At 43.5% G+C, this 14,461-nt stretch carries 8 protein-coding genes and 1 pseudogene; 7 read left to right on the forward strand and 2 right to left on the reverse strand.

What is annotated here, in order from left to right; genetic code table 11:
- Positions 1–277: 277 nt before the first annotated feature.
- The 7 genes and pseudogenes from BW980_RS04595 to BW980_RS04620 all read left to right on the forward strand — a co-directional run bounded on the left by BW980_RS04595 (position 278) and on the right by BW980_RS04620 (position 11,414).
- Positions 278–3,109, forward strand: coding sequence for an AbfB domain-containing protein (locus BW980_RS04595; protein WP_076453713.1), 2,832 nt, complete (start codon positions 278–280; stop codon positions 3,107–3,109).
- A gap of 395 nt (positions 3,110–3,504) precedes the next feature.
- Entirely contained in the window at positions 3,505–3,633 is a 129-nt protein-coding gene (locus BW980_RS22900) for a hypothetical protein (protein WP_262508136.1), read from the forward strand.
- 193 nt (positions 3,634–3,826) lie between these two features.
- On the forward strand, positions 3,827–4,030 hold the full coding sequence (locus BW980_RS04600) for an IS66 family transposase (RefSeq protein ID WP_076453714.1): 204 nt from the start codon (positions 3,827–3,829) through the stop codon (positions 4,028–4,030).
- Positions 4,031–4,042: 12 nt separating this feature from the next.
- Positions 4,043–4,165 (forward strand): annotated as a pseudogene (locus BW980_RS04605) (transposase domain-containing protein); the annotation flags it as partial.
- A gap of 668 nt (positions 4,166–4,833) precedes the next feature.
- Complete coding sequence (locus tag BW980_RS04610) at positions 4,834–7,635, forward strand: triple tyrosine motif-containing protein (protein WP_076453715.1); 2,802 nt, start codon at positions 4,834–4,836, stop codon at positions 7,633–7,635.
- Between the two features lie 317 nt (positions 7,636–7,952).
- On the forward strand, positions 7,953–9,830 hold the full coding sequence (locus BW980_RS04615; protein ID WP_076453716.1) for a beta-1,3-glucanase family protein: 1,878 nt from the start codon (positions 7,953–7,955) through the stop codon (positions 9,828–9,830).
- Between the two features lie 135 nt (positions 9,831–9,965).
- On the forward strand, positions 9,966–11,414 hold the full coding sequence (locus tag BW980_RS04620) for a carbohydrate-binding protein (protein WP_076453717.1): 1,449 nt from the start codon (positions 9,966–9,968) through the stop codon (positions 11,412–11,414).
- Positions 11,415–11,884: 470 nt separating this feature from the next.
- On the opposite strand, the gene pcaF is transcribed toward BW980_RS04620, so the two are convergent.
- Positions 11,885–13,105 carry a 3-oxoadipyl-CoA thiolase gene (pcaF, locus tag BW980_RS04630; RefSeq protein WP_076453719.1) on the reverse strand — a complete coding sequence of 407 codons (1,221 nt, stop codon included), beginning with the start codon at positions 13,103–13,105 and terminating at the stop codon, positions 11,885–11,887.
- 4 nt (positions 13,106–13,109) lie between these two features.
- Entirely contained in the window at positions 13,110–14,453 is a 1,344-nt protein-coding gene (locus BW980_RS04635) for a 3-oxoacid CoA-transferase (RefSeq protein ID WP_076453720.1), read from the reverse strand.
- Positions 14,454–14,461 lie beyond the last annotated feature (8 nt).

Here is a 14,461-nt window from a genome sequence, read left to right on the forward strand (position 1 = left end):
TTCAACAAATCATATAAACATCAACCATACGGCATCAATATGTTTTTGGTTTAGATCGATAAAATTCCAATAGTCAAGTATTTCTACGGAACATCGGGATGTCCGTCAAATCGGGTAATCCCACCTAGGGAATTTTTAAAAGCAGGGCCAGGTATTTGGCTTGTATGTTTTCTGTTGATGTCATTCTTAATCATTTACAAAAAATTAAAAATACTTTGGCAGTTAGATTAAATCACGAAAGGTGGAAAATTTTTAAAGGAAACTAAAAATTAATAAAATGAAAAATTGTTACACAAAGAAGGAATTTAGGAAGGGGCAAAAGGGAATAGGAACACCGATGTATTTAAAGTCAATCTTATTGGTGTTGATTGGTTCCGTTTTGTTCCTGTCAAATGTTCAAGCTCAGGTAGGCCAAGTTTTATGGGAAGATAATTTCGATACGTTTGACGAAAGTTTGTGGACTCCCGACATAGGCGATGGCTGCGCACAGGGTATCTGTGGTTGGGGAAATCAAGAACTTCAGTCGTACGAATCCGATAATATATATATAGAAGACGTGCCTGGCGAACCGGGGAACAAGGCCCTGGTACTCGAGGCCAAAAGGGAGAATTCTGGCAGCAAGTCGTTTACTTCAGGAAAAGTCACCACCAATAAGAAGGTAGCTATACATTACGGTCTTATCGAGGTCAGGGTGCGGGTGCCAGACCTACAGACCGGTCTATGGCCGGCTGTATGGCTCTTGGGAACTTCTAATCTGGTATGGCCCGCTAAAGGGGAAATCGATATGATGGAAATGGGCTTTAACCAAGAAGAGCGAACCCGGCAACTGGAACCTAATTCTACGGTCAACACCTACACGGGTGCCAATGCCTTTTTTCCAATACCCGATAACGGAGGGGTGGGAAACATCGCTTATGAAGTCGATTATAATACGCCCTATGTGGCCGACCGACCGCTAAACGATCGTTTTGTTACCTACAAGCTCTATTGGGAGCCTACGTCCCTGCGCTTTGTGGTTGAGGATGAAGGAACGGAGTACGATTTGTATGCCGGACCGCTACCCCTGGATCCCGAAGGCGATACTGCTGTTTTTACACGTCCTTTTTATATGTTGCTGAACTTGGCGGTAGGCGGTAGCTTAACGGGTGTTACGGATCCTAACGGTATCAATGCGCCCCTGCCTGGTAAAATGATGGTGGACTATGTGCGTGTTTCTGAATATAACGGACATGGAAGCGTAGAATTTGGTGATGGCAGTGACGATCTAGTGGCCGAATCGGGCAACTTTGGCGTGTTCACTGAAAACACCCCAGTGGCGAATAGACTGAATTTTGGCAGTGATGCCGATATCTTCGTTTTTTCTGAGACCTTTGCCGAAGGTTCTGAAGCGCCTTACGAGGGCGAGGAGGTCATCAGTTGGGAAACTCCCTCATCCAATACTTGGTTCGGTGCCGGAATTACCAGTCTGTTCGGTAAAAATATGTCCAATTATGTCGAGGAGGGCACCATGAAGTTCAAGATCAAGATTCCCGCCGACGTATCCTTCCGTATCGGTATCACCGATAATTTTACCAATGAAAAATATATCACTTTTCCAGCGGGCGAGACCAAATATGGTCTGGTAAGGAACGGTGAATGGGGGCAAGTAGAGATTCCCCTTTCTGATTATGAGGGCTTGTTGGCTTTTCAAAACTTATCCTATTTGTTCATATTCTCCAGTGACCCCGAGAATCTACCATCCTCGCCCTTCAAGGTGGCCATCGATGATATTGTCTGGGAAGATGGAAGTGGTGCGATAGGTTGTCAACCTTCGGATATCATCGCCTCTGCCAATGTAAATGGTGATGCGACCTCTCAAACGAATTTGACCGTTGGTAGGGGAGATAGCGTGAGCTTAACTCCGGAACCCTTGGAAGGTACTTGGAACTGGTCCGGTCCCAACAATTTTTCATCGAACCAAAGACAGGTCGATCTCCTTGCTGTCGAGGAGGGTGATGGGGGTAGTTATACGGGAACCTACACCAACGGTTGTGGCGCCGAGACGACTATTACCTATCGTATTACCATCGATTCCGTTACCTTACCGGAGCCACCGGTCGGAGTGATCAAATCTTGGACCAGTGTCAGCAAGGCGGGGAATGTTATTAGACATCTTGATGGTCGGGCTGGAATTGCCGATGATGTCGTGCCCGTTGAAGCGGGACAATGGAATATGGTAGCGGGACTTGCCGGTAGCGGCGTATCGTTTCAATCCGTTGATTTTCCGAACAAATACCTAAGGCATCGGGGTGGAGAGGTTTGGTTAGATGATGTTGAAGATAACACTATGTACAGAGAGGATGCTACCTTTTTTGAACGGGAAGGATTGGCCGACATCTCGGCGACCTCGTTCGAATCCTTCAACTATCCCGGATATTATCTGCTGCACAGAAATTCTCTATTGTACATCGATACCGTGGATACTGATTCGGCAAGAAATGATGCGACCTTTACGGAGAATGGCGAACAGGATAATGATGGTGACGGCAGCTGTTCTCAGCTTGCGCCCAATAACGATTACACCGTCAAGATAACCGAAAATAGTGAGGGAAGCTTTCTGACTTTTGTACCTGAAAAACCGGGTATCGGAGATAGCGTGGCCATTCTGTACTATGGTACGGTCGAAAACGGAATTTTTCCCGGTTATAACGTGATGCCCAATGAACCGAAGGCCATTAATGTCGAGCTTGGGCAGACCGTCTATTTCTACTACACCTACAACGTTCCCGAGGGTGGGGAGCACAATACATCGGCGAACCGACATAGTTTCGAGGTCGGCAGTTGTGCCGCTGCCGCTGCCGTACAATTCAATGCTTCGGTGTTTGGTTCGGAAGCCCCCGATTGCTTTGTCTATCCGAACCCTGTTCAAGATAGGTTACAGGTGAATATAGACCGTACGACCGATTATCATACGGCCATTCTAGTAAACGGATTGGGACAGGAATTGGACAGGAAGGACATCAAAAACGGGGAAAGTCCTGTTTTTGAAATGGCCAGTCTGCCTAGAGGTATTTACTTTATTCGGATGATAGCGGCCGATAGGACAGAAACCGTTAAAGTGATCAAATAGAATGCTTAGATAGGAATGTTTACGGGAAACTCCCCGGTTTCCCGTAAACCCTATTTTACCTTTTTTGCCTCATTTTTTATTGAACATTAACCTGGCATGCTAGTATGAAAAATATCACACTATAGCTTTTTAAGGTGGCCGGTACCCTGGTGTACGAATATTTTGGGAAAACGCTTGAGGGAAGGTTTGAGTTCCCTTGATGTCGCGATCGATAATCAGGGCTAAAGGCTATGTTTTATACGGTTTCAATCGGTGGTGAAATAATGGCCAATGAAGGATTTTTAGTGGACTCATATAAAACGGAAAAACAAGCTCCTTTTCAAAAGTAGGAGGATTATGTCTATTCTGATACCCTGTCCGTTACCAACACACCCCTCTTCGGAAAATCGCAGCTGATGTTGAGTATTATTGGTATCTTCAACCGAATACCTTTGTTCGTAGAAACCCTGAACCTAGCTGCCATGACGGTCAGAACTACCAAGGGGCACAGTATTCATCGCGTCAAAAAATTGGGTGCGTTTTGAATAGGTAGGGGTATATACATAAAAGTCTCCTTTTCTTATATTTTTTCTAAAAATAAACGTAACCATTTGGTAAACTGTATATTGTATTGCTGGTATTTAGCTTTGTGCTATGCAAAAAGAAGACACTAAACGAAAACTGTATGCTGTTCCTATTTTAACGGCATTAGAGGTTTGGTTCTAACAACAGACACTTATGGTCCTTCCTAAAAGCGCTATTGGTAAAGCAATCTCCTACACTCTTAAGTTATGGGGCAAACTCATAGCATACGCTAGTGATGGTAGCTATGAAATAGATAATAACCGCATAGAAAATACCATCAGACCATTGGCAATAGGGAGAAAGAACTATTTATTTGCAGGATTACATAAGGCTGCCCAGAAAGCTGCAATGGTATAGTCTTTCTTTACTACTTGTAAGATTAACAATGTAGATCCCTATACTTGGCTAAAAGATATTTTAGAAAGAATCTCAGACCATAAGGCTAATCGGTTATATGAGTTGTTACCACATATTTCGGAGGTATCATCATAGAGCAAAGTGGATAACAATAGATTCATCCCTGAGTAATAATTTTGAAACTTTCTAATGCCAATGGCTATAAAGGCGGTTATAACATCTCCAGTCAAAGGTATTATATCCAAGTCGTCGTTCTAGCCGTACTTGATAACCAATATTTTTGATATATAGTGAATTACAGGTTCGCTTAGAGTTACCGCTTATTTACTGTGTACTGAACCTATATTTACTCCAACAAAAGAAAAGAACTGTTAAAAATTACATTTTTCATAGGGTAATGATTTATGTAATTGTTTTTAAATAAAGATAAGTTTTAAAATTAATACTAGATATAAGACTTTACTTTTAGAATTATCGAACCTGTTTTTATTAAAAAAAAGCTTTCTTAATTATAAGTGATTTAAATACAGATAAAATATGAAACGAATAGAAAATACAGATCTGGAAAGCGATTTTAGAGCACTTCTTATAAGTCATCCTTCGTATGGACCCCGCAAAACTAAACTAGAGCTAACTATATATTAGAGCAAATTCAGCGTTTATATGTTCTGGAGCGAAAAACCGGAGATCGGAGTAAGCGTATGGTAATGTGCATTGCCATATGTTTACAAACAGACCATACGGTGATATATAAACGTATACAAATTATGTAGGCTGCCAATTTGAAAAATCGACGTAATCATTTGAAAACACTGTATTTTACAACGCTTTTTTTGACTGCCCTATGCTTAGGGGCGCAGGAACTTCCACCTATACAAAACTATGCGACCTTTGATTACGGGGCAGAGACCCAAAACTGGGCCATCTCGCAATCCAAGGAGGGCTACCTATATTTCGGTAACAATAGTGGGTTGCTGCAATACGACGGGGAGGATTGGAAAACCTATTATACCACTAATCGATCTGTCATTCGTTCCGTAAAGGCCAAGGGCGACCTGATTTACACCGGATGTTACATGGAATTTGGTTATTGGGAAATCAATGCCCTTGGAGATCGGGTGTACCGTAGTCTACTTGATAAATTGGAAACCCCTTTGGTGGAGGACGAGGAATTCTGGAACATTCTTATACTGGATCAGTACATTTTCTTTCAGTCCCTCAACCGTATCTATATTTATGATACCGATGCCGAGACCTTCAATATAATCGATGCGCCTTCAACTCGTGCACGTATCTTTGAAATGGGCGGTACAGTGTTCTTCCAGCGTTCGGGGGAGGGACTCTTTAAGATTGAAGACGGCGGGGCAACCAAAGTTTCGACCCACCCCTTACTTAAGTCTACTACGATTATCGGATTGTTCGAAATACAAGATAAACCATTGCTTTTATTGGAGAACGGAACCTTCTTCTTTTTGGAGGATGGGCGTCTATCTCCATGGAAAATACCAGCTTCCGATCAACTGGAATCGCTTACCATCTATAGCGGACTGCAACTTATTGACGGTAGTATTATTGTGGGGACTATTGCCGATGGTATCTACCATTTAGATGCCGAAGGAAGCATTCTACATCATATCAACCAAGGGGCAGGCCTAGGTAACAACACGATATTGTCTATCTATGAAGATAGGGAACAAAACCTCTGGCTGGGTCTCGATAATGGCATCAGCGTAGTCAACCTGAACTCTTTTTTCGAGGAATATGTCGACAAGATGGGCACTTTAGGAGTGGTGTACGCCGCCACGATTTTCGAAGGGTATCTATACCTAGGCACCAATCAGGGCTTATTCTTCAAAGCTGTGGATGCGACTGGCGATTTTGAGTTTATTGAGAATACGAATGGCCAAGTCTGGGCCCTGAACGTAATCGATAATACCCTATTCTGCGGGCATAATGAGGGTACTTTTACGGTCAAGGGAGGAAAGGCTAAGCTGATTTCCGATTTTCCGGGGTCTTGGGGGGTCAAAAAGATTGCCGACCGGCCCGATCTATTGCTACAGGGGAATTATGGGGGACTCAGTATTTTACATAAAACTGATGATGGGTGGATACTTCGAAATACCATCGAAGGCTTCGATATTTCGAGTCGTTTCTTTGAGTTCACTAAGAACGGGGAGATATTGGTCAACCATGAGTACAAGGGTATTTTTACCCTAGAGCTCGATCCCGATTTCCAAAAGGTCGTCGAAATCGATGAAAAACCGCCCAACGGTATGGGGGCCAGCTTGGTCAAGTTCCAAGATGATATATTGTTTATGAGTCATCTGGGGGTTTTTGATTATGAAGCTGATTCGAAAACCTTTGTAAAGGACAGTGTTTTTACGGCTAACCTATTTTCCGAGGAAGAAAGACCTATCGGTATTCTGATGGCCGATGCTTCGGCCGACAGACTTTGGTGTTTTACCAACGCAAATATTCAGTATTTGAGTCCCGGTAACTTTAACGAAAGACAACAGCGGGTTCAAATACCGATTCCCGAAGCCTTCCGACGAAATTTGGGTCCTTTGGGTTTTGAGTGTCTTATTCCCCTTCCTGATGATAAATATCTGATAGGCATATCCAATGGGTTTGTTACTTTGGATCTTAAAAAACTAGAGGAAAAGGTCTATGACATAAGGCTCAATTCCGTAGCCCTTAAAACCGATGATCCCGAGCTAAGCGTAAGCCTTCCAATAGCAGAGAAGGGCGAATTCGAGGCGGGTCAAAATAGCATTGAATTCACCTATAGCATACCCGAATACGCAAAGTATCTGGAATCCAATTACCAATATCAGCTCGAGGGCCTGCATAGCAATTGGCAAAGTTGGACACTGAGTTCGAAAGCGGTGTTTGAAAAGCTACCCAGTGGCGATTATGTATTTAAGGTGCGGGCCAAGGCCGGTAATCAACTAAGTGAGAATATTGCATCTTATGCCTTCACTATCGCAAGACCCTGGTATTTTTCGAAAATAATGATAGTGGTCTATGCGATTTGTTGCTGCCTGCTTTTCTATATGGTTCACCGTGTTTCCCGAGATTTTTACAAAAAACAACAGGCCCGATTGGAAAAAGAGAGCGCGCGTGAGCTGGAGCATAAGCGCGCCGAGGCCGAAAGGGAGATTATGCGCGTCATGAACGAAAAACTGGAACAGGAAATTAAGGGTAAAAGCCGTGAACTGGCCATCTCGACAATGAGCTTGATTAAAAAGAACAAATTTTTGAATGCCATCAAGGAAGAGCTTAAGGGGGTTGAGGATCCCAAGGTAAAGTCCGTTATACGTACCATAGACCGCAACATCAACCATGCCGACGATTGGAAATTTTTCGAGGATGCCTTCAACAACGCCGATTCCGAATTCTTGAAAAAAATCAAGGCAAAACACCCTGAGCTTACTTCAAACGACCTACGCCTTTGTGCCTATCTTAGGTTGAACCTTACCTCAAAGGAAATTGCCCCGTTATTGAACATTACCGTGCGCAGTGTCGATGTTAAACGGTATCGCCTGCGTAAAAAAATAGGCCTGTCCCACGATGATGGACTAACGGACTATATATTGAGTATTTAAGCCCCCTAACATACCTATGCCCTATCACAACATTATCACTACAACTTGCTACTTATCCTCTTTTTTGTACTGTTTAATCATATGGACTATAATCGCGGAACCCTAATAACTACAGTATGTTGTACTCGAATTCCTACGTTGTCTTAATTTATTTTACGTGATGTATACATTTTGTATTGCAGCCTTATTTAAATCTTTTTGTGTGAACTGATAAATTAGCGGTGTTAAAAAATAATAGTGGCCGTTGTGCAGACTTAGCTCAACTCGCCCATATCATGCCCCATTTATTACTGTAAAAATTAATTAAACGAAATGCTATGAAAACATTCTACTTTACACTGTTATATCTAATTCTTGGAGGGGCCCTTTTGAGTGCTCAGACCCTGCCTTATCAGATTGCGAACAACTCGGAGTTCCCTGATGATGAAGTTTACGTGGCCGTAGTCGGCGAAATTGGAGGCTTCGTTTGGGTAGACCCCGTAAATGGACAGGTCAATAGGATGTCCCGTTCCGATAATACCGTACCTGGCCCTGTCATTAACGGCAATCTCGGTCCCGGACTTGACGGTCGCTACGCGAATTGCTTCAGGAAGTTGAGCGACATCCCTGGTAAAACGGTAAACATCCCAAAAATTGCAGGATGCCGTATCCTGATTTCTTTTGGAAGTCCCCTCTATCTCTATTTTTTTGGGTATGATGGTGACCCAAGGGGATATGCGGCTCCCAACCTAGAGAACCCCACAGACCCGAACCAGGGAATTACATTTGAATCCATCGAACTTACCTATAACGAGTTCGGAATCTTTAACAATACCTCGAGGGTAGATGCCTTTCAATATCCTATCGGACTCGAAGTCGAGGGAGTCAATTTCTTTAAAAAGGTCGGGGAGTTGAAATCCTCACAGGAAATTCAGGATGAATGGGCAAGAACGGCCCCGCCCGAATTTCAGGGGCTTTTAAAAAGAGATCAAGGTATCATAAAGTTTCCCACCAAAGACGATAGCTTTCCGACGAATTATATGGACGGCTACATCGATGCCATTTGGTCGAAATACCGTAATGCCGAACTTTATTTCAACTCTGGGGATGCCGGCCGATGGAGAGGTAGGGTACAGGGTGATAATTTTGTATTTACACGGGAAAGCGATGGCCAGGTGGCCACCATCCCCGGAAAACCTACCACGCTTATGGCAATGGAAGGCAGTGGTGTCATGGCCTCCGGGCAACGTTGGGACTTGGTGGTGCAGGCTCAGATGGTCGCTGCGATCACACGTCACGCTATCGACTTGAACGCACCTTCGGGAGCCTTTCAGGATTTCGGGGACGCTTCAAGATATTATCAGGTAGAACCTTATAATTGGTACTCGAAATTCTTTCACAGAACGGACATCAGTTTCGAGGGCCAGACCTACACGTTTGCCTATGATGACGTATTCGACCAATCGTCGACCATTAGTACCGGACAGCCTCTTCGCGCAAAGATTACCCTTGGCCCGATCAAGGTAGACGGCGATGGAGATGCTACCGATCCCGACCCCTTGCCTTCACGGCTGATCGAGGCGGAAAGCTTTTCCTATTTCAACGGCGTACAAAAGGAAGCCTGCTTTGAAGGTGGCGAGAACGTCGGTTATATCAATAAGGGCAGTTGGATGGCCTATTCCGATATCAACTTTCCGTCTTCAGGAAATTATTTGATCGAGTATCGCGTGGCCAGTGCCATCGACGGCGGTCGGTTTTCTTCCGATCTGGAGGCAGGCAAAACGGTGCTTGGTGAACTTTCGGTACCCAACACTGGAGGATGGCAGAATTGGACTACCATTTCACAAACGGTCAATGTAAATGCAGGAACGTATCAGTTCGGTCTCTATTCGATTTCGGGAGGATGGAACATCAACTGGATTCGCATTACCCCACAAGGGAACTCCACGGCCTTACGGGCCGATTTGACTCAAGAGGCCATAAGTGAAACGAACACCGTCATGTATCCGAACCCCTTCTTCGATACGGTGACCTTCGGAAGAGGGGAAGGCGAAATAGATGTTATGATCCTAAACATAGAAGGTCGTGAAGTATTGGCGCCACATACGTTGAAAGCCGGTAGTTCCCTCGATTTGTCGACTCTCGAAAAGGGAATGTACATCGTAAAGATGAAAACAGGTAGCGGGGAGAAAACCCAGCGTCTTCTTAAAAATTAATAAGATGGTTTAAGCCATTCACCAACTCTTTTTCAATGGCCGTCGGAAGGGTTTAATTGTCGGTCTCCTATTCCGGCGGACATTTATTATTACAGTTTTTTAAAATTTAATTGACAACCCCAAAATTAGAACAAGATGAGAAAAATTACGATCTATTTACTAATGGCCTTGTGCTTTGGCCTGGCCCCGATGCTTTCGGCCCAAAATTACAACTTGGTCTGGCAAGATGAATTCGATGATGTTATTGGCCCTGATTGGGTCTTTGAGACCGGCATGAACTATATGGGCTGGGGCAACAATGAATTGCAGTATTACAGACGCGAAAACGCCCATGTCGAGAATGGCAATTTGGTAATTACCGCAAAACGTGAGAATTTCGGCGGTGCCCAATATACTTCGGCGCGAATGAAGACCCAGGGTCGGAAGAGTTTTAAGTTCGGAAAAATTGAGGCTAGGATCGCATTGCCTTCAGGTCAAGGACTATGGCCCGCGTTCTGGATGCTCGGGAGCAATATTACCAGTGTGAGCTGGCCTGCCTGTGGGGAAATAGATATCATGGAGCGCGTCAATAACGATCTACGGACCTACGGTACCATCCATTGGCCCGATGAAAATGGCGACGTGGTCTCCTATGGTGACGGCGTAGGTGTAAGCGATCCTGGGCAGTATCATGTCTATGCCATTGAGTGGGATACGGACTCCATCAAGTGGTTCGTTGACGGGCAGCAGTTTCACGAGGCGGATATTAGTAACGGTATCAACGGTACTGGCGTATTCCAGAACGAGTTTTTTATTATCCTGAACATGGCAGTAGGAGGTGATTGGCCGGGATTCGATGTGGACCATAGTAAGCTTCCGGCCGAAATGTTGGTAGATTACGTAAGGGTCTACCAAAAGGGAGATGACAATGATAATACTAACGCCCTTCAAATCGAGGCCGAAAGTTATTTACATTCCAACGACGTACAAAAGGAAGCCTGCTCTGAAGGTGGCGAGAACGTCGGTTATATCAATAAAGGCAGTTGGATGGCCTACCCGGGTATCAACTTCCCGTCATCGGGAAATTATTTGATCGAGTATCGCGTAGCCAGTGCCGTCAACGGCGGTCGGTTTTCTTCCGACCTGGAGGCAGGCAAAACGGTGCTTGGTGAACTTTCGGTACCCAACACTGGAGGATGGCAGAATTGGACTACCATTTCACAAACGGTCAATGTAAATGCAGGAACGTATCAGTTCGGGCTCTATTCGATTTCGGGAGGATGGAATATCAACTGGATCAAAATCACAAAGCTGGGCAATGCTCGGGCGGCCCAGACCATGAATTCCGCTTTGATAGTTGCTGACGATGATATTTCCCAAGAAATTAGGGTATATCCCAACCCTTTTACGGAATACGTGTCCGTTAATTTTGAGGGGGGGACGGCGAACCTGATCCTTCAGGATATGTTAGGTACGGTTATCTTTACTAAATCGGGCGTTTCAGCTGATGAATCCGTCGATTTATCGGGACTAAAAAGTGGTATGTATTTCTTGACCATTGAACAAGGCGGAAAGTCTACTGTTAAGCAGTTGGTCAAAGAGTAGCATTCTATCGCCCTATATAAAAACTGACAAAGCAATTAATGATTGATAGAATACCATACGAAGCTTAGGAAATACCTGAATTTTTTAATTGTTAGACTGTGTGGGTCGGTGCTGCTTCTAATCTTGGCGGTACCGACCCTGGTCTTTATTCCTGTAAATCGAAAAAATGTCGGGAAGAAAAAAAGCCATTTATCTGAAAACTCAGATAAATGGCTTCTTATTTAGTAGCGGGGACTGGACTCGAACCAGCGACCTTCGGGTTGTGGGCTTTATACCCAATTTTAACAACAGTTTTATTGAGGGCAATGGCTATAAAATTCTAAAATCGCATCATTTATTTTTCATTTAACTTATTTAAATTAAAGTGTTAGTATCGGTTCTGTCGATTAAAATTAGTGTGCTTAACTTAATAGTCGAATCTGTAATTTAGTATAAGTCAAATGTTTTAAGGGATTTAGGTCTTTTATTGTTTAATTCCTGTTTTTTTTGACATTTTCAATAATTATAGCGTAACCCATACCAACGCCTACACACATAGTTGCCAATCCGTATTTTCCACCGGAACGAATTAATTGATTTGTTGCAGCCTGAATAATGCGAGTGCCTGACATTCCTAAAGGGTGCCCTAGAGCAATAGCACCTCCATTAGGATTTATTCTTGTATCGTCATCAGCTAAACCAAGTTCACGTATGCAAGCTAATGCTTGCGAGGAAAAAGCTTCATTGAACTCCATGACATCCATATCACTTAACTTTAAACCAGCTTTTAGTAAGGCTTTTTTGGTGGCATAAACAGGACCTATTCCCATAATTCTTGGTTCTACACCAACCACGGCAGAAGCCACAATTCTTGCTTTTGGGGTTAAATTGTACTTTTTCAAAGCATCTTCAGAAACAACTAACATTGCAGCTGCACCGTCATTTAACCCTGATGAATTACCAGCTGTAACACTACCATCTTTTTTGAATACGGTTCTTAAAGTAGATAGTTTTTCTAAAGTTGTACTAGGACGTATAAATTCGTCTTGGTCCACAACCATCGGATCTCCTTTTCTCTGTGGAATATCTACTGGGCAAATCTCTTCAGCCAAGATTCCGTTTTGTTGTGCTTTGGAAGCTTTCATTTGAGAATTGTATGCAAACAGATCTTGATCTTCGCGGCTAATGTTGAATAGCTCAGCTAAGTTTTCAGCAGTAACGCCCATAGCATCTGTACCGTACATTTCTTTTAATTTAGGATTCACAAAACGCCATCCGAAACTGGAATCCTCCATTTTTGAATCATTGCCAAATGCTATAGAAGCCTTTGACATCACGTAGGGTCCACGAGACATATGCTCCATACCGCCTACAATAAAAACATCACCGTCACCGGCTTTAATGGCTCTATTGGCTTGAACTACAGTAGACATACCCGATGAGCATAATCGATTGACCGTTTCTCCTGGTACTGAATATGGAATACCTGCCAGAAGCAATGCCATACGGGCAACATTTCGGTTGTCTTCGCCTGCTTGGTTATGACACCCTAAAATAACGTCATCGATAACATCTTTGGGCAAGTTTGGATATTTTTCAAGTAAAGCTTTTATGGGGATCGCTGCCAAATCATCTGCTCTGATTGGAGCCAGAGCACCTCTAAAACTTCCTATTGGTGTTCTTAATGCGTCAACTATATATGCTTCTTTCATTCTTTTATAATTTTTCTACAAATTTTGCCTCAGTTTTTTCACGAACCTCCTCCAAACTACTTCCAGGCAGTATTTCTACAAGTGTCAATTGACCCGCTATAAATTTGAAGACCGCTAATTCGGTAATTAACATATCTACACAGTTGAAATCTGTAATAGGTAAGCTACATTTTTCAACCACTTTAGAAGCCCCATCCCTATCTGTATGTCTTAAGGTGACTATTAATTTTTTTGCTCCAGAGGCCAAATCCATAGCGCCGCCAACCCCTAGTAGAGGTTTTCCTGGAACCGTCCAATTCGCCAAATTTCCTGCAGCATCTACTTCTAGTCCGCCCATTATAGCAACATCTATATGGCCGCCGCGAATCATGGCAAAACTATCGGCACTATCGAAATAACTACTTCCTGGTAAAGCGGTTACTGGCACTTTACCCGCATTTACCGGGTAAAACATTGCGCCACCGCCATCTTTCGGTTCAGGACCAACGCCTAACATACCGTTTTCCGTATGTAGTATAATACCATCTTCTGGTTTAATCAAGTCAGCTACTAAAGTAGGAATGCCAATACCCAGATTTACCACGTCACCCTTTTTCAATTCGGCAAATGCTCGTTTCGCCATATTCATCCGTTTTTCATCAACTACTTTGGAGGAACCTACCGATGCCGAAGAACCTAAATCTTCTTCGGTCAATTTTCGTTCTACCAAAAAATCGACATAACAACCAGGTGTATGAATTTCATTCGGATCTAATTCTCCAACAGGAACAATCTCCTGAACTTCAGCTATAACGATATCTGCAGCGGTAGCCATGGCTCTGTTGAAATTCTGCTCGGTCATTCTGTATTGAAGATTGCCTGCCGTATCTGCTTTCCAAGCACGAATGATGGCTACATTACCTCGTATACCTTCAATAAAGACCTGTTCTTTACCGTTCAGTATTTTAGTTTCTCGTCCTTCGGCAATTAGAGTGCCTGCCGAAGTTGGTGTATAAAATCCGCCAATGCCTGCGCCACCTGCTCTTATGGCTTCGGCTAAAGTGCCTTGTGGCAGTAATTCATAGTCTACGCGACCTTCTTGTGCAGCCAAGACCGCTTCTCGGTTAGAAGTAAAAAAAGAACCTATCACTTTCTTCAACTGTCCGTTATTCAACAAACGGCCACCACCCATATTAGGTTCGCCTACATTATTGGCTATAAAGGTTAAATCTTTGGTTTTTGTTTTAGCCAATTCATGAATGATATTTACAGGGTTTCCCGTCATACCAAAGCCTCCGCCTAGAATAACATCCCCATCCTTTACTAAACTTGCAGCCTTTTCGGCTGATATTATAGGAACTTTTTTCATAATTGTTT

The organism is Zobellia uliginosa (assembly GCF_900156625.1).
GTDB lineage: Bacteria > Bacteroidota > Bacteroidia > Flavobacteriales > Flavobacteriaceae > Zobellia > Zobellia uliginosa.